We start from the raw sequence: 15,638 nt of genomic DNA on the forward strand, positions 1-15,638 counted from the left end.
GTTCTCGCGCTCGACACCACCGACGGCTCGACGATCTGGGAGAACGCCGAGATCGACGCGAACGCGCCGTCGGTCGTCGACGACACCGTCTACGTCACCGGCGACGAACTGTTCGCACTCGACGTCGCCGACGGCTCGATTCGCTGGCAGACCGAGTTCGAACCGGAGGACTCGATCCAGAGCCAGACCGTCGCCTACGATACCGTCTTCGTCGTCGTCGACGGGACGCTGTACGCCCTCGAGACGGCAGACGGGTCGGTTCGGTGGGAGATCGAGTCGATCGCCGTCGAACCACTTGGCGAGGGGGACGAGGAGGAACACGACTTCCTCCCTACGACCGCAGCGGCGAACGGGGTTGTCTACGCCGGCGCAGGAGAAGAGTTCCAAGAAGGAGCGACGCTGGCGCTCGATCCCGAAACCGGTGACGAGGTGTGGCGGGGTCGTTCGAACTACGACAGAGAACCGCAGGCTCGAGCGACGACTGCCGCGGTCACCGTCGGCAGGGTCGACTACTACGCACGAGTCCTCCTCGATGCGCAAACGGGCGACGATCTCCGGAAGGTGTCAGCCGAGGGAATCAACGTCACGCTCGGCGAGGAGATCTACGTCGCCGGCTACAACGCCGACGCGCTGGTCGGACACTCGATCGACGGCGACGAGTACAGTTGGGAGGTAGACGCGGGTCGAAACGTCAGAAGCGCCGTGATCGCCGGCGACACCGTCTACGCCTACTTCCACGAGACGCCGGACACGTCCGGGGAGTACAACGGCGAACTCGTCGCGCTCGACAAGTACGACGGAAGTGAGCGGTGGGCGATTTCGGTCGACGACCTCCCGGTCGGCGAGGTACTGGCCGTCAGTGGCGATACGCTCTACGCCAATCACGAGGGGGACCTCGTGGCGCTCCGGGCAGAGCCCGATGACGGAGACGATAGCGATGAAGGCGAAGACGACGAGGAACCCGGCGACGGTGACGAAGACGAGCAAGACGACAGCGGGGACGAACAGGATGAAGACGGCGGGGATCCGGATGATGACGACCAAGGAGAGCCGGAAGACGATGACGAGGACGAGGGTGAAGCGGACGACGAGGAAGAGCCGGACGGCGACGACCCGGAGGACGACGACGAAGAGAGCAGTGACGGTGAAGACGAGGAAGACGACGGTGACGAGCAGTACGGCGTGGAAGAGGAAGACGACGACGAAGCCGAGGGCGACGACGAGAACGACGGTATCGGCGAGGACGACGATCCGAACGGAGACGACGATCCGAACGGAGACGACGATCCGAACGGAGACGACGATCCGAACGGAGACGACGGGACCGAAAGTGAGGACGAGCCGGACGCCGACGACGAAGACGACGATACGGACGAGGGAGACGGAACGGACGCCGAAACCGCTGACGACGACGCCGTTCCCGGGTTCACCACCGGTGCAGGTATCGCCGGCGGTGCGTTAGGACTCGAGTGGCTGCGCCGACGGGCCGCAGCCGACACGTCGACGGAGTCGGTGAACGAAAAGGCAGAATCCGCGGACGAACCCGCGAACTAGCGGTCCGTCGCGGCACCGTCAACGACGCTCTTTCGACGATTCGATCGGTAGAAATCGAGACGTTGCCGTGCTACTCCGGCGCGCCCTCGAGGATCTCGACCCCGCTCGAGGCGCCGATGCGCTCGGCGCCGGCCTCGAGCATCGCCATTGCCTCGTCGTAGCTGCCGACGCCGCCGCTCGCTTTGACTGGAAGGAACTCGCTCATGAGTTCGACGTCCGCGACCGTCGCGCCGCCGTCGGCGAAGCCCGTCGAGGTCTTGACCATCGCGGCGTCGGCCTCGCGGGCGGCCTCGCAGGCGTCGCGTTTCTCGTCGTCGGTCAGCAGGGCCGTCTCGAGGATCACCTTCACCGGGATCGGGACGGCCGCGACGAGTTCCGCGAGCTCGGCCTCGACGGCCTCGAGCCGGCCCGTTTTGACGTTGGCGACGTTGAGCACGACGTCGAGCTCGTCGGCGCCGGCCTTCCAGGCGAGGACCCCCTCGCGGCGTTTCACGTCGGGGCCGTTCTGGCCGTGGGGGAAGCCGATCACGGTCGCGACGGTGACCTCGGGCGCGTAGTCGGCAGCGTGTTCGACGGCGTAGGGCGGGATGCAGGCGTTCATCCCGTGGTCGGCGGCGGCGTCGAGGACGTCCTCGACGTCGGCGATAGCGGTCTCGGGGCCGAGGACGGTGTGGTCGATCAGGGGAGCGAGTTCGTCGCGATCCATACCGGGTCGACTCGCCGAACGGTCAAAAATCCGTCCGATCCCTTATTTGGGTTCGGTGGGTACTGGGCGCCATGGACGAGGAGCAACCCAGTGTCGCCCCCGTCGTCGAGGCGACGGCCGACGATATCGCGACGATGGAGATCCGCGGCGCAGCGGCGATCGGGGACGCTGCAGCGGAGGCGCTCGCCACACAGGCCGAACACTCCGACGCTGCGACACCCGACGCGTTCCGCGATCAGCTACGCGCCGCCGCCAGGGAACTGTACGAGACCCGTCCGACCGCCGTGAGCCTCCCGAACGCGCTCCGGTACGTGCTCAGGGGAATCGAGGGCGGGACCGTCTCGGAGCTTCGGGAGTCGACGATCGCCCAAGCACGGGAGTTCCAGGCGGACCTCGAGCAGGCCCAGGAACGGCTCGGCGAGGTCGGGGCGAATCGCTTACGTGACGGCGACGTGGTGATGACTCACTGTCACTCGACCGACGCACTGTCCTGCGTCGAGGCGGCGCTGGATGCGGGCAAACACGTCGAGGCGATCGTCAAGGAGACCCGACCGCGAAAGCAGGGCCACATCACGGCCGAACAGCTCCGCGAGTGGGACGTTCCCGTGACGCTGGTCGTCGACAACGCGGCTCGCCGCTACCTCGACGACGCGGACCACGTCCTGGTCGGGGCCGACAGCATCGCCGCCGACGGCAGCGTCATCAACAAGATCGGGACCAGCGGACTGGCGGTCAACGCCCGCGAGCGTGGCGTCCCGGTGATGGTCGCCGCCCAGACGATCAAGCTCCACCCCGACACGATGACGGGTCACACCGTCGAGATCGAGATGCGCGACGAGTCGGAGGTGCTCTCGGAGACGGAGTACGCCGACATCACCGGCGGCGACCGCGCGGACGACGGCCTCTCGGTAGAGAACCCCGCGTTCGACGTCACCCCCCCAAGACACGTCGACGCGATCGTCACCGAACGGGGCCAGTTCCCGCCCGAGAGCATCGTCACGCTCATGCGGGAGCTGTTCGGCGAGACGACCGGCGAACCCTGGGAGATGTAGCTGCGGGGTGGCGACTCGAGGCGGTTCGGATCGGAAACGGTTAGTCGCTGCTGTGTTCCAACTCGAGTATGGTGCTTCCCGAGGGGTTCGCGCTCCCGCCCGCGCAGTTTCTCGTCCCGCTCGCGGTGGCAGCCGTCGCCGTCGCCGCGGCGCTGTGGTCGGCCGACCCACCCGTGACCGATCGGACGGTGCTCGCTTTCGTCCCCTGGATGGTGTTCGGCTCGAGCCTGCACGTCCTCCACCGGCTCGGGGCCTACCCCGACGACCTCGCCGTGCTCTTTGGCACGCCGAGCGTCTACGTCATAACGGGGATCGTCGCCGGCGCCGTCTGGCTCGCCGGGATCGCCCTCGAGCGAGCCGGAACCGTCTCGAGCGAGCCCCCGGTCGCCGCCGTCGGCACGCTCGGGTTCGGCGGCGCCGCAGCGACCGCCGTCGGCGTCCAGGGCGGGTTCGGCGACGTCTTCTGGCCCGTCCTCTCGGTCGTCCTGACGGTGCTGGTCACGGCCGGCGTCTGGGTCGTCTTCGGGCGACGCTACGGGGACGTCGTCGCCGTCACGGGTACGACGGGAGCGCTGGTCGTCTTCGGCCACACCTTGGACGGGATCTCGACGGCGATCGGCTTCGACGTCCTCGGAGCCAGCGAGGAGGTTCCGCTCTCGCTTGTGATCCTCGAGGCGGGCCACGCTCTCCCGACGGCAGAGTACGTCGGGGGCGGCTGGCTGTTCGTGGTCGTCAAGATCGCGCTGGCGCTGGTCATCGTCGGCCTGTTCCGAGAGTACGTCGAGGACGCTCCGCGACAGGGTCGGGCGCTGCTCGCCCTCCTCGCTGCGGTCGGGCTCGGACCGGGCGCGCACAACGTACTCCTGTTTCTCGTCACCTAGACTTTTTGCCCCCCGCGCCCTCTGTTGATAATCTGCTATGGTTACCGTCCTCACTGCGGGTCACGTCAACTGGGACGTGACGCTTCGTATCGATCGACTCCCGGTCGCCGACGGCGAGGCCTCGATCCGCTCTCAGCAGCAGTCCGGCGGCGGCAGCGCGGCGAACGTCGCCGCGACGCTGGCCGGCCTCGAGGTCGACGTCGGACTCGTCGGCAGCGTCGGCGACGACGACAACGGACTGCTCGCCCGTCACGAACTCGAGGAGACCGGAGTCTCGATCGACGGCGTTCGAATCGTCGAGGACGCCGAGACGGCCGTCAAGTACCTGCTGGTCGAAGACAGCGGCGAGGTCGCCGTCCTCGGCAACGACGGCGTCAACGAGGCCGTCGAGCCGGCCGACCTCGAGCCCGAGCGGATCCGGGCGGCGAGTCACGTCCACCTGACGAGCCAGCGCCCCGACACCGCCGCCGAGATCGCGTCGATCGCCAGCGAGGCCGGTGTCACCGTCAGCTTCGATCCCGGCCGTCGTCTGGGCGAGCGGGACTTCGGCGACGCCCTCGCACTCGCGGACGTGATCTTCGTCAACGATCGCGAGGCCGAGGCGATGCTCGAGGCCGAGTACAACGACTCGGCGTTCGACGATCGGTTCGTCGTCGTCAAACACGGCGCCGACGGGGCGTTGCTCCACACGCCCGACGGCGACCACGTCCACCCCGGGTTCGAAGTCGAGACGGTCGACACCGCGGGCGCCGGCGACGCCTTCGCCGCCGGCTTCCTCGCGACGATGGTCGCCGACGACGAGTTCGATCCCGACCGAGCGCTCGAGTACGCCAACGCCTGCGGCGCGCTGACTGCCGGACGGAAGGGGGCACGGAGCGTTCCGTCGGCTGCCGAGGTCGAGGCGTTTCTCAGTGATCGCCACTGACGGATTATTTTATATGATCAGCTATGATAGAACGCGGATAGGTGTCTGACACACGAACGACGAGTGCATGACGAACGGATGAGAGCGTCCGCGTCCGGCGGTTCTCATCGGATGTTTCCCGGCGGTACCTATTTGTCGAGTGCCGTTGGCCAGTCCGTTAGGGAGTCACGGCGACGTGACTGAGAGACATGAACGAACGAACGACACCTAACACCCCTGGATGTGGGTTCGGTCAGCGCGTCCAGTACGACCGAGACGACAACGAACCGCCGAGTATCGCCGTCGCGACGGCGCTCGCGACGTACCACGGTGAAGACGTTACCGACTCCAGCATCCGGCTGTACGACTACATCGACCCCGAGGCGCTCGACTCGCTGTTCGTCCGCACCTACGGCGGCGGCGATCGGTCGACCGGAACGGTCGTCTTCGACGTCGACGACGTAACCGTCACCGTCAGCCCGGAGCAAGTAGAGGTAACCGGGTAGGCCGACTGCGCGCTCGAGCGTCGACGACGGCTCCGGGGGTGCTCTCGAGGCCGGCACGGCCTCGAACCTTTTTTCTCGTCGCCCGCGGAACGCGAGGCTATGGCAACGCAGCCACACCTGCTGGTCGAGGAGGGAGACCTGACGGATATCGCGCTGATCCCGGGCGATCCGGGTCGCGTCGATCGGATCGCCGATCACTGCGACGAGTCCGAGACCGTCGCCCAGAACCGCGAGTACAAGGTCGTCAACGCCACCTACGGCGACCGCGAGCTGACGATCTGTTCGACGGGGATCGGCTGTCCCTCGGCGGCGATCGCGCTCGAGGAGTTAGCCAACGTCGGCGTCGAGACGTTCATCCGCGTCGGGACGACGGGCGCGCTCCAGTCCGACATCGAGATCGGCGACATGATCGTCGCGACCGGCGCCGCGAAAAACGAGGGGACCTCGAAGCGCTACGAGGACGTCGAGTACCCCGCCGTTCCCGACTACGAGGTGCTGTCCTCGCTGGTCGACTCCGCCGAAGCGAACGACGAGGAGGTCCATGTCGGCCCGATCGCCTCCGACGACGCCTACTACGCCGAGACGGACGAACACGTCACCGACTGGGAGGACGCGGGCCTGCTGTCGGTCGAGATGGAGGCTGCTGCGGTCTTTACGCTGGCTCGTCGACGCGGACTCAGCGCGGGCGCGATCTGTACCGTCGACGGCAACCTCGTCGAGGGCACCCAGAAGGGGACCGACACCGAGGACGACGAACTCCCGGAGAAGGCGAAGAACAACGTCGGCCGGGCGATCGACATCGCGCTCGAGGCGACGACCCAGCTCTAAGCCGTTCCTGGTGAAACCCTAACCCGTCATGGGTTGTACCGGACATATGGGAGAACCACTGTTCGAACTCGAGCACGCCTACGATCGCGACGAACTGGCAGCTATCTTTCGGGAGTTCGCCGTCGCCCTCGAGGCCGAAACCCCCGTCGAACTGCACAGCGGCGAGCGCCGGCTCACGATCGACGTCCCCGCGGACGTCGTCGCCGAACTCGAGGGCGAACACGAGGACGGGCGGACCGAACTCGAGTTCGAGCTGGAGTGGGACGATTCCGACGGAACCGGCATCCGCGTCACGGACGCCGGGCCAGGGGAGGGTGTCGAAGACGCCGAGACGACCGCCGGCGACGAGAGCGCGAGTACGGACGCCGACGAGGCGAGCGATCGCGTCGAGACGAGCGAGTCGCCAGGCCGGCGAAGCCGCTTCGAGGTGTACGAGGACCGCGCCGAGGAGTGGCGTTGGCGACTCGTCCACTGGAACGGCAACGTGATCGCCGACAGCGGCGAGGGGTACGCCTCCCGGTCGAACGCCGAGCGGGCCGCGCGAGGCGTCATGCGGAACGCGCCGAGCGCACGGATCGAGCGCCGCGACGAGTAGTTCGGTGACGGCTCAGCGCTCGAGGGTCGCCTCGAGCTCGAGGGTTTCCCGACGGGTGACACGCTCGTACTCGAGGGTCGGCGACGCGGTCTCCGGAATCGCTTCGTACTCCCGCAGGAAGCCGAGGATGCCGCGCTTGCCGCCGAAGTCGCCTCGGTACCGCCAGAAGAGCCGCGGCACGGTCGCGACGCCGTCGTCGGAGTCGTAGCCGACGGTCTCCTCCAGGTACCAGCGGATCGCGATATCCAGGTCCTCGTCGACGTCGGCCCCCGAGTAGACGGCGATCGGCGGACAGTGATCGCCGCCGCGACTCAGCGCGAAGTGGATCCGCGGATCGCACTCCTCGAGGCGGAAGCGGCGCTCGAACCGGGAGGGGAACGGCCGTGGAACGTAGCCGAAGCCCCAGGGGTGTTTCGACTGGCGGAGCATCCCGTGTTGGATATCGTTGAGACTCAGCCAGACGCCGCCGACGGGGATCCGATCGCGGCCGAAGAACGTCCAGCGGTCGACGAGCCCGCCCTCGAGGAGTTCGGGCGACTCCTCGAGCAACAGCTGGGCGTAGGCGTTGTAACAGTTGAGCCAGAACGCCAGCCGTCGCTCGCGGCTCGAGAGCGCTCGCTCGAGGCGGGGGCGCTCGAGCGTCGCCAGGTGCGTTCGCAACCCGTCGTGGTCGCCCTCGGTCTTGACCGTGTAGAGAAGATCGGCCGACAGCGAGAGGGGATCGAGCTGGGTCGACATCCGAACTAAGCTAGGCGAACCAGCTTCTTGAAGGCGTGTTGCGACTGGCTACGACACTCCGGTCGTGGAACATGTCGGGTCCGCTTTTATCGTTGCGCCGACGGATGCCTAGTCGTGAACCGCAGCAAAGGGTATCTACTCGTTCTCGTCACGATATTCGCCTACCTCTCCTGGCAGCTCGTCGTGCCGTTCTTCCAGTACGTGTTGCTCGCGTTGCTGCTCGGGTTCGTGCTCTTTCCGCTCCAGCAGCGACTCGAGGAGTACGTCCCGCCGGCGCTCGCCGCGCTCTCGCTCGTCTTACTGGCGATCGTCGGCTTCATCGTTCCGTTCGTGCTCGTCGCCGCGGTCGTCGCCGAGGACGCGGCGGAGCTGATTCAGGAGACCGATCCGGACGATCTCCAGATCGCCGAGATCGAGGCGCTGATCGAGGAGGAGACCGGCTTCGAGGTCGACATCGTCGGGACGGTCGCCGACTCCGCCCAGCAGATCGGCTCGATCGCTCTCGAGCAGGCGACGGACTGGTTCAGCGCGCTCACCAGCGCGCTGATCGGGTTCGGACTGGCGCTGTTCCTGCTGTTTTACCTGCTCAAGAGCGGGGACGACCTCATGGACTGGATCCGCGCGCGGACGCCCCTTCCCGACGACGTCCAGGACGACCTCTACGGCGATCTCAACGAGGTCACGTGGGCCGTCCTCGCGGGCCACGTTCTGATCGCGATCATCGAGGGTGTCATCGCCGGCCTGGGGCTGTTCGCGGTCGGCATCCCCAACGCCGCGTTCTGGACGTTCATCATGGTGATCCTCTCGCTGGTGCCGCTGATCGGCGCGCCGTTCGTCTGGGTTCCTGCCTCACTGTACCTCTTTGCGACCGGCGAGCCCGTCCTCGCCGCGGCGCTCGCGATCTACAGCGCGATCGTCGTCGGAATCGCCGACGACTACCTCCGTCCCGTCGTCGTCGATCGCTACGCCGAGATCAGCCCCGCCGTGATCATCCTCGGCGTGCTCGGGGGGATCTACGCCTTCGGCATCATGGGCGTGTTCTTCGGTCCCGTCGTCGTCGGCGCGTTCATCGCCGCCGTCAACGTCCTCGACGAGAACTACGATCGGCTCGAGGAGGAGACGGGAACGACGTAGGCGACGTCCTGTTTCGCCGACCGTACGGCGCGCCGTGACGTCCTCCCACGAGTGAACGCGCGGGCTTCCGCTAGTATTGTGTCATCGTACCGCTCTCGAACGAACACTGCCCGGTCTGGTGAACGCATCCTCTGTGTGAACTGGCGGAAATACCCGTGAATGATGAAGGCAACTGATTTCGGAGCTGGAAACCTACCCTATATAGGCCCATCATGGATGGTGCGATCGTCGACCTCGACGGAACCGTATACAGATCTCACACCGCCGTTCCCGGGGCAACTGAAGGGATCGAACTGCTCCGTGATGCTGGCGTCGACATCGTCTTTGTCACGAACTCCTCGACGAAGACGCGAGAGGAGTGCCGGGACCGGCTCGCGTCGCTCGGAATCGAAACTGCCGTTTCTGACATCTTGACGAGCGCGTCAGTGACCGCGACGTACGTTACGAGGGAGTATCCGACAGCAACGGTGCTGGCTGTCGGGGAGCCAGCGGTAACTGATGAGCTCACGCGGGCCGGTGCGACACTGACGGACGATCCGGCCGAGGCGGACGTCCTCGTGGTCGGGAAGGACACGGCGTTCGATTTCGATACCCTCACACGCTGCCTGCGAGCAATCGAATCGGGAGCGGCGTTTATCGGCACCAACGACGACCGAAAGGTGCCGACCGACTCCGGACTCGTTCCCGGGGCCGGAGCGTTGCTCGCAGCGGTCAGCTACGCTTCGGACCGTGACCCCGACGTCGTCTGTGGCAAGCCGAACGATCCGATTATCGAGGTGAGCCTCGACACGCTCGAGACGGATCCAGCCGACTGTCTGGTGATCGGCGATAATCCGGAGACGGATATCGAAATGGGACGGCGTGCCGGGCTGACGACGGTCCTCGTCCTCACCGGGCTGGTCGACGGATCGGATCCGCTGCTCGCCGAGGGACCTGCAGATCACGTGATCGCCTCCTTAGCGGAGGTTTCGACAGTGCTCAGAGAGTCGTAACCGTATCCAGAATCGGGGAACCACGCCCGGACGCTCGAAACCGCGCGTATCGTGCTCGGAACGGTGGGCCGATTCAACCGGACTGGCAGACTATTTCAACCAGCCCACGAAAGCTGATCGTATGCAGCGGCTCGCCGCGCTGAGCCATCGAATCGTCGAGACTTCGGATTCGCTTGCCAGTGGTCGAATGGTCGGCCTCGCGACGGCCACGTTCGTCGTGTTTCTCACGGTTATCCTCCCGGAGGAAGCCAGCAGAAACGCGGCATATTTCGGTGATACCCCCACGCCGGATGGCTCGTTCGTTTACTCCGCGTCGGATCTCTACGAGATGGCGAGCGCCTACGGAGAAGACGGGAGACGGCACTACGTTCGCTCGCGGTTCACGTTCGACGTCGCCTGGCCACTTGCCTACGGCTGGTTTCTCTGGGCAGGCATCGCCTATTTCGGGCAAGCAACGGAGAATTCGAGAATCAGATACGCCGTGTTGCTCCCGATACTGGCAGTAGCGCTGGATTTCCTGGAGAACGTCTCAGCGTCGGTCGTGATGGTTCTCTACCCCGATCAGCTACCCGTGTTACCCCATCTGGTGCCGATATTTACGTTCGGAAAATGGGTCGCGATCGGGTCGAGTTTCATCGTTTTTGGAGTGGTAGCGCTCGGCTGGCTCGTAAAGCGAGGATAGCGAACCCGGGAGTAGATCCGTTCCTGTATCGGCGGGGGTGACCTCCTCCCGAGCGCGGAGCTCATCGACTCCAGTCACCGATCCGTAAGAGCTCTGTACCCCGCGTACGCGAGCCCGGCGAAACCGAGGCCGAACGCCGCTCTGCTCGGCGTCCGTCCGCGCTGTCGCAGCCTGGTGTAGAGGCTCGACTCGGCGACGTGTCCCTCGTAGCCCCCGCGCTCCTCGAGTTCACCGGCGGGCTCGGAGAGCCCGCTCTCGCCGTCCGGCCGCGGCGGCTCGTCCTTGCGCTGCTGGGGACCGAAGACGGTCTTCATCAGCGTGTCCATCAGCTTCGGGGCGGACTTGCCGAGTATCGTGAACTGCTTGCCCCCACCCCCGACGATGACCTCCCGCTGGGGGTGTTCCGCCGCGTGGAGCATCGCCCGCGCGACCGTATCGGGGGCGTACACCGGCGCGGGTATCGTCGCCGCCTCGTCCATGTGGTTCTCCGCGTTCCGGGGATAGGGCGTGTCGATCGCGGCCGGCTTGACGAGCGTCACGTTGATCGGCCGTCCCTCGTCCTCGAGTTCCATCCGCAGAGCGTCGGTGAAGGCCTTGACGGCGTGTTTCGACGCCGAGTAGCTCCCCTGGAGCATGATGGACCGATCCGAGAGGATACTGCCGATGTTGATGATCGTCCCGCCGTCCTCGAGGACCTCGAGGGCCTCGAGCGAGCCGTACAGCACCCCCCAGACGTTGGTGTCGAACTCTCGCGCAGCTGCTCGACGGGGACCTCCTCGAGGCGACCGTAGATCGAGACCGCGGCGCCGTTGATCCAGGTGTCGACCCCGCCGTAGGTCTCCTCGGCGACGCGAGCGATCTCGCGGACGTCCTCGCGATCTCCGACGTCGGCGACGACGAAGGTGGCGTCGCCGCCCTCGTCCTCGATCCCCTCGACGGCCTCCCGGAGCGCGTCCTCGCTGCGGGCTGCCAGGACGACCCGCGCGCCGCGGTCCGCGGCCATCCGCGCGGTCGTCAGCCCGATCCCCGAGGACGCGCCGGTGATCACGACGACCTGTTCCGCGAGCGGTTTCGGCTCCGCCTCGACGTTCCGTTCGCCGGTGAGTCGCTGGAGCATCGCTATCGTTCCAACGGGAACGATGGGTTTGCGCTCGGGGCCTGTATGCGCGTGCATCGCCTGGCGTGAGTACCGTAGTGCGGGCGGACGAGACCGCCCCCGATCCGTCGGGCTTTTGGCTCGCGGGGCCCGAAGGGTGACAACGACGATGGCCCGGTATCACATCGAGACGTACGGCTGCACGTCCAATCGCGGGGAGAGTCGCGAGATCGAGCGACGGCTCCGCGACGCGGGCCACCACCGGGTCGACGGCCCCGACGAAGCCGACGTGGCCATCCTCAACACCTGCACCGTCGTCGAGAAGACCGAGCGCAACATGCTCCGCCGGGCCGAGGAACTGGCCGACGAGACCGCCGACCTCTACATCACGGGCTGTATGGCGCTGGCCCAGGGCGAGGAGTTCGCCGCGGCCGACGTCGACGGGCGGGTGCTCCACTGGGACGAGGTTCCCGAGGCGGTGACGAACGGCGAGTGTCCGACGACGACCCCCGACGCCGAGCCGATTCTGGACGGCGTCGTCGGCATCCTCCCGATCGCGCGGGGTTGCATGTCCGACTGCTCGTACTGCATCACCAAGCGCGCAACGGGCAAGATCGACTCGCCGTCGATCGAGGAGAACGTCGAGAAGGCCCGCGCGCTGATCCACGCCGGCGCGAAGGAACTGCGGATCACGGGCCAGGACACCGGCGTCTACGGCTGGGACGAGGGCGAGCGCAAGCTCCACCGCCTGCTCGAGGAGATCTGCGAGTTCGAGGGCGACTTTCGAGTCCGCGTGGGGATGGCCAACCCGAAGGGCGTTCACGGCATCCGCGAGGAACTTGCCGACGTGTTCGCCGCGAACGACGAGCTGTACGACTTCCTGCACGCCCCAGTCCAGTCCGGCTCGGACGACGTACTCGGCGACATGCGCCGCCAGCACCAGGTCGAGGAGTACCTCGAGGTGATCGAGACGTTCGACGACCGCCTCGACTACTGGACGCTGTCGACGGACTTCATCGTCGGCTTCCCGACCGAGACTGACCACGATCACGCCCAGTCGATGGCGCTGCTCCGCGAGACCCGCCCGGAGAAGATCAACGTCACCCGCTTCTCGAAGCGGCCGGGAACCGACGCCGCCGACATGAAGGGACTGGGCGGGACGATCAAGAAGGAGCGCTCGAAGGAGATGAGCGCCGTCAAACGCGAACTCGTCGGCGAGGCCTACGAGGCGATGGTCGGCGAGGTCCGCGAGGACTGCCTAGTCGTCGAGGACGGAACCGCCGACTCGGTGAAGTGTCGCGACTCGGCGTACCGCCAGGTCATCGTACAAAACGCCGGCGACCACGGCCTCGAGCCCGGTGACTTCGTCGATCTCGAGATTACCGCCCACGAGACGATGTACGCGTTCGGCGAGCCCGTGTAGTCCGAGCGGGTCACCGACACCGACACTTTTCCTGTTCCCGTCCGTACTCGCGAGCGATGATCGAACTCTACCAGCTCGAGGGCTGTCCGTACTGCGAGACCGTCGCTGACCGTCTCGAGGACCTCGGGGTCGACTACGAGAGCGTCTGGGTCGAGGCGCTTCACTCCGAACGCAACGAGGTAAAACGAGTCTCGGGTCAGCGCGGGGTCCCTGTGGTCGTCGACGACTCCTACGGCGTGACGATGGCCGAGTCCGAGCGGATCCTGGAGTTTCTCGAGGCCAACTACGCCTAACGCTCCGTCGGGACGACCGCTACTCGCTCCCGTCGTCGAGTTCGCGGGGATCCCGTCCCGGGTCCTCGACGTTCGGCGCGCCGACCGCGAGGACGATTCCCTCCTCGTCGCCGACGTTGCGGTGGCCGTGGCCGACCTCGGGTCTGGCCAGCCAGAACGCGCCGGCCTCGACCTCGCGGCGCTCGGTGTCGCCGTCGCGGCCGAGGGTCAGCTCGAACTCCCCCTCGAGGGCGAAGTACAGCTCCTCCTGTTCGGCGTGGGCGTGGTACCGGATCTCCTCGCCGGGCTCGAAGTACCAGAGCTTGAGCTGGACGTGCTCGCTCGGAAGGAAGTCGTCGATCGCCCGCATCTGGAGGTCCGACGGAACCTCGTCGATCTCCGAGAGGTCGGTCAGCGGGACGTCGTCGGTGTGTACCACCTCGTACTCCATGTGTACTACGTCGAGGAGACGAGGGGCAAAAAGCGTCCGGTCGAGCGGTCGAGATTGCCGGCTCGGCCGTTCGCAGGAGACGTTAGCGATCGAGCGCACTCTCGTCGGTCGTCGCCGACTTCGATACGACACCGATCTCGCCCGCGATCTCCTGGGGACCGGTCCGTCCGAGATCGACGCCGGCCTCCTCGAGCCGATCGACGATCTCGCGGGCGTACTCGGACCGGATGCGACCGTACGTGACACGGTCGGGCTCGGCGATCCACATCGAGGCGACGACCTCGACGGTCTCGCCGAGATCCGTAACCCGCACGACCGGCTCCGGGTGCTCGAGAACGTCCGGATTGTCGGCTGCCGCCTCCGAGAGGATCCGGACGACGGCGTCGAGGTCGTCGCCGTAGTCGACTCGCACGGGAACCGTCAGTCGGAGCCGACCGTTGAGCACGGTGTTGGTGACCGCGTTCGCGGTCAGTTCGGAGTTCGGGACCGCGATCACCTCGTTGTCGAAGGTTCGAACTCGCGTCGACCGGAACCTGATGTCCTTGATTACGCCCTCCTTGTCGTTCCAGCGGATCCAGTCGCCGATGTTGAACGTCGGATCGGTGACGATGAAGACGCCGCTGACGAGGTTGCCGACCACGTTCTGGGCCGCGAACCCGAGCGCGACGGTGAAGGCGGCGACGAGGATCGCGGCCCGCTCGAGGATGAAATCGAGGCCGGCCAGTGAGAGGCCGGCGACGAGCGCGGCGACGACCACGCCGAACGCGGCGACCCGCTCGATCCCCTCTCGGAGGGTGCGCTCGGTCTCCCGGTACTCCAGTCCGAGCCGGAGAACCGGGAGCACGCCGAACCGTCCGACGGCGTAGATCAGCGCGAACGTCACCAGAAACGTCGCGAAGTTATCGAGCAGCGAGAGGTACGCGCCGAGTAACTCCTCGATCGAACTCAGCTCCGGCACGGCTTCCGGGTTTGGTGCCGAACCATACAAGGGTTCGGCCAGCATCCGCGGCGATGTGGCGGTCGGGGACGTCACGACTCACTCGAAGACGACGGCCCCGCCCTCGTCGGGGACGCTCGCGCCCTCCTGATCGGCGAAGGCCTCGTGGAGGTGGTCGTAGGTGTCCTCGAGGGCCTCGACGATCACCGACGTGTCGCCGATGACGGGCATGAAGTTGGTGTCGCCCTCCCAGCGGGGGACGACGTGAGTATGGAGGTGGTCGTCGATCGAACCGCCGGCGCCGTCGCCCAGGTTCAGACCCGCGTTGAACCCGTCGGGCCCGAGTCCCGTCTCGAGGGCGTCGAAGGTGCGCTGTTTCAGGCGCGCGTGGTCGAGCAGCTGCTCGTCGCTGAGATCGCCGTACTCGCCCGTATGGGCGTACGGAATGACCATCACGTGACCGGGGTTGTACGGGTAGTTGTTCAGCAGGACGAACGCGTGCTCGCTGCGCGCGACGAGGCGGTTCTCTCGGTCGTCCTCTCGGTCGGGAAACTCACAGAAGACACAGGAGTCGACGTCCGGGTTCTTCTTCTCGCGTCTGATCCACTCGATCCGCCAGGGTGCGAACACCTGCTCCATACGTTCGCCACTCGAGGGACGCGTATAGTAGAACCGACCGACGACGACGGAACGATTCGAGAGCTGAACCACGGTCCGGCCGTTGTATGACGAATCGATTCGACCGACAAAGTGGTAGCCACAGCGTGCTCGATAAACTCAATCGGACGCTCTCGGACAGTCGTACGCCTCTCGGACCGATCGTCGAACCAGTCAGTATACTTCTCGAAACGATACAGAGGTTTAAGATGGTACTGCGAGAAAGCATA

The 15,638-nt window shown here is 66.2% G+C and carries 17 protein-coding genes and 1 pseudogene; 12 read left to right on the forward strand and 6 right to left on the reverse strand.

Annotation, left to right across the window (positions count from 1 at the left end):
• Nucleotides 1-1,554 (forward strand): PQQ-binding-like beta-propeller repeat protein (locus tag QA609_RS11345; RefSeq protein WP_278302719.1); only part of this gene is annotated, 1,554 nt, incomplete at its 5' end.
• Between the two features lie 70 nt (nt 1,555-1,624).
• On the opposite strand, the gene deoC is transcribed toward QA609_RS11345, so the two are convergent.
• Complete coding sequence (gene deoC, locus QA609_RS11350) at nt 1,625-2,260, reverse strand: deoxyribose-phosphate aldolase (RefSeq protein WP_278302720.1); 636 nt, start codon at nt 2,258-2,260, stop codon at nt 1,625-1,627.
• Nucleotides 2,261-2,331: 71 nt separating this feature from the next.
• On the opposite strand from deoC, the gene QA609_RS11355 reads away from it, so the two are divergent.
• The 6 genes from QA609_RS11355 (at nt 2,332) to QA609_RS11380 (ending at nt 7,026) form a co-directional block, all read left to right on the forward strand.
• Nucleotides 2,332-3,312: a ribose 1,5-bisphosphate isomerase gene (locus tag QA609_RS11355; protein WP_278302721.1), complete on the forward strand. Its 981-nt coding sequence runs from the start codon at nt 2,332-2,334 to the stop codon at nt 3,310-3,312.
• 68 nt (nt 3,313-3,380) lie between these two features.
• On the forward strand, nt 3,381-4,193 hold the full coding sequence (locus tag QA609_RS11360; protein WP_278302722.1) for a DUF63 family protein: 813 nt from the start codon (nt 3,381-3,383) through the stop codon (nt 4,191-4,193).
• Nucleotides 4,194-4,230: 37 nt separating this feature from the next.
• Complete coding sequence (locus tag QA609_RS11365) at nt 4,231-5,118, forward strand: carbohydrate kinase family protein (RefSeq protein WP_278302723.1); 888 nt, start codon at nt 4,231-4,233, stop codon at nt 5,116-5,118.
• A gap of 188 nt (nt 5,119-5,306) precedes the next feature.
• Nucleotides 5,307-5,603: a HalOD1 output domain-containing protein gene (locus QA609_RS11370; RefSeq protein ID WP_278302724.1), complete on the forward strand. Its 297-nt coding sequence runs from the start codon at nt 5,307-5,309 to the stop codon at nt 5,601-5,603.
• Between the two features lie 99 nt (nt 5,604-5,702).
• Nucleotides 5,703-6,431: a nucleoside phosphorylase gene (locus QA609_RS11375; RefSeq protein WP_278302725.1), complete on the forward strand. Its 729-nt coding sequence runs from the start codon at nt 5,703-5,705 to the stop codon at nt 6,429-6,431.
• Between the two features lie 46 nt (nt 6,432-6,477).
• The gene (locus tag QA609_RS11380) at nt 6,478-7,026 is read left to right on the forward strand and encodes an amphi-Trp domain-containing protein (protein ID WP_278302727.1); all 549 of its coding nucleotides are present in this window, start codon (nt 6,478-6,480) and stop codon (nt 7,024-7,026) included.
• A 12-nt stretch (nt 7,027-7,038) separates the two neighbouring features.
• Here the strand turns inward: QA609_RS11380 and QA609_RS11385 are convergent, their stop codons facing one another.
• Entirely contained in the window at nt 7,039-7,764 is a 726-nt protein-coding gene (locus QA609_RS11385; RefSeq protein WP_278302728.1) for a DUF547 domain-containing protein, read from the reverse strand.
• A 114-nt stretch (nt 7,765-7,878) separates the two neighbouring features.
• Between QA609_RS11385 and QA609_RS11390 the strand changes: the two genes are divergently transcribed.
• The 3 genes from QA609_RS11390 to QA609_RS11400 all read left to right on the forward strand — a co-directional run bounded on the left by QA609_RS11390 (nt 7,879) and on the right by QA609_RS11400 (nt 10,572).
• On the forward strand, nt 7,879-8,898 hold the full coding sequence (locus QA609_RS11390; RefSeq protein ID WP_278302729.1) for an AI-2E family transporter: 1,020 nt from the start codon (nt 7,879-7,881) through the stop codon (nt 8,896-8,898).
• A gap of 212 nt (nt 8,899-9,110) precedes the next feature.
• Entirely contained in the window at nt 9,111-9,890 is a 780-nt protein-coding gene (locus QA609_RS11395) for an HAD-IIA family hydrolase (protein ID WP_278302730.1), read from the forward strand.
• Nucleotides 9,891-10,011: 121 nt separating this feature from the next.
• Complete coding sequence (locus QA609_RS11400) at nt 10,012-10,572, forward strand: hypothetical protein (protein ID WP_278302731.1); 561 nt, start codon at nt 10,012-10,014, stop codon at nt 10,570-10,572.
• Between the two features lie 74 nt (nt 10,573-10,646).
• Here QA609_RS11400 and QA609_RS11405 read toward each other — a convergent pair.
• Nucleotides 10,647-11,689, reverse strand: a pseudogene (locus tag QA609_RS11405) (SDR family oxidoreductase).
• A 148-nt stretch (nt 11,690-11,837) separates the two neighbouring features.
• Here QA609_RS11405 and QA609_RS11410 point away from each other — a divergent pair.
• Both QA609_RS11410 and QA609_RS11415 read left to right on the forward strand, forming a co-directional pair.
• A complete protein-coding gene (locus tag QA609_RS11410) occupies nt 11,838-13,091 on the forward strand; it encodes a tRNA (N(6)-L-threonylcarbamoyladenosine(37)-C(2))-methylthiotransferase (protein WP_278302732.1) in 1,254 nt (417 codons plus the stop codon).
• 56 nt (nt 13,092-13,147) lie between these two features.
• Nucleotides 13,148-13,384 carry a glutaredoxin domain-containing protein gene (locus tag QA609_RS11415; protein WP_278302733.1) on the forward strand — a complete coding sequence of 79 codons (237 nt, stop codon included), beginning with the start codon at nt 13,148-13,150 and terminating at the stop codon, nt 13,382-13,384.
• A 19-nt stretch (nt 13,385-13,403) separates the two neighbouring features.
• Here QA609_RS11415 and QA609_RS11420 read toward each other — a convergent pair whose 3' ends face one another.
• The 3 genes from QA609_RS11420 to QA609_RS11430 form a co-directional block, all read right to left on the reverse strand.
• Nucleotides 13,404-13,814 carry a cupin domain-containing protein gene (locus QA609_RS11420; RefSeq protein ID WP_278302734.1) on the reverse strand — a complete coding sequence of 137 codons (411 nt, stop codon included), beginning with the start codon at nt 13,812-13,814 and terminating at the stop codon, nt 13,404-13,406.
• A gap of 82 nt (nt 13,815-13,896) precedes the next feature.
• Nucleotides 13,897-14,772 carry a mechanosensitive ion channel domain-containing protein gene (locus QA609_RS11425; RefSeq protein ID WP_278302735.1) on the reverse strand — a complete coding sequence of 292 codons (876 nt, stop codon included), beginning with the start codon at nt 14,770-14,772 and terminating at the stop codon, nt 13,897-13,899.
• 78 nt (nt 14,773-14,850) lie between these two features.
• A complete protein-coding gene (locus QA609_RS11430) occupies nt 14,851-15,390 on the reverse strand; it encodes an HIT domain-containing protein (protein WP_278302736.1) in 540 nt (179 codons plus the stop codon).
• Nucleotides 15,391-15,638: the final 248 nt, after the last annotated feature.

This window comes from Natronococcus sp. A-GB7, from assembly GCF_029688865.1.
In the GTDB taxonomy this organism is placed as follows: Archaea; Halobacteriota; Halobacteria; order Halobacteriales; family Natrialbaceae; genus Natronococcus.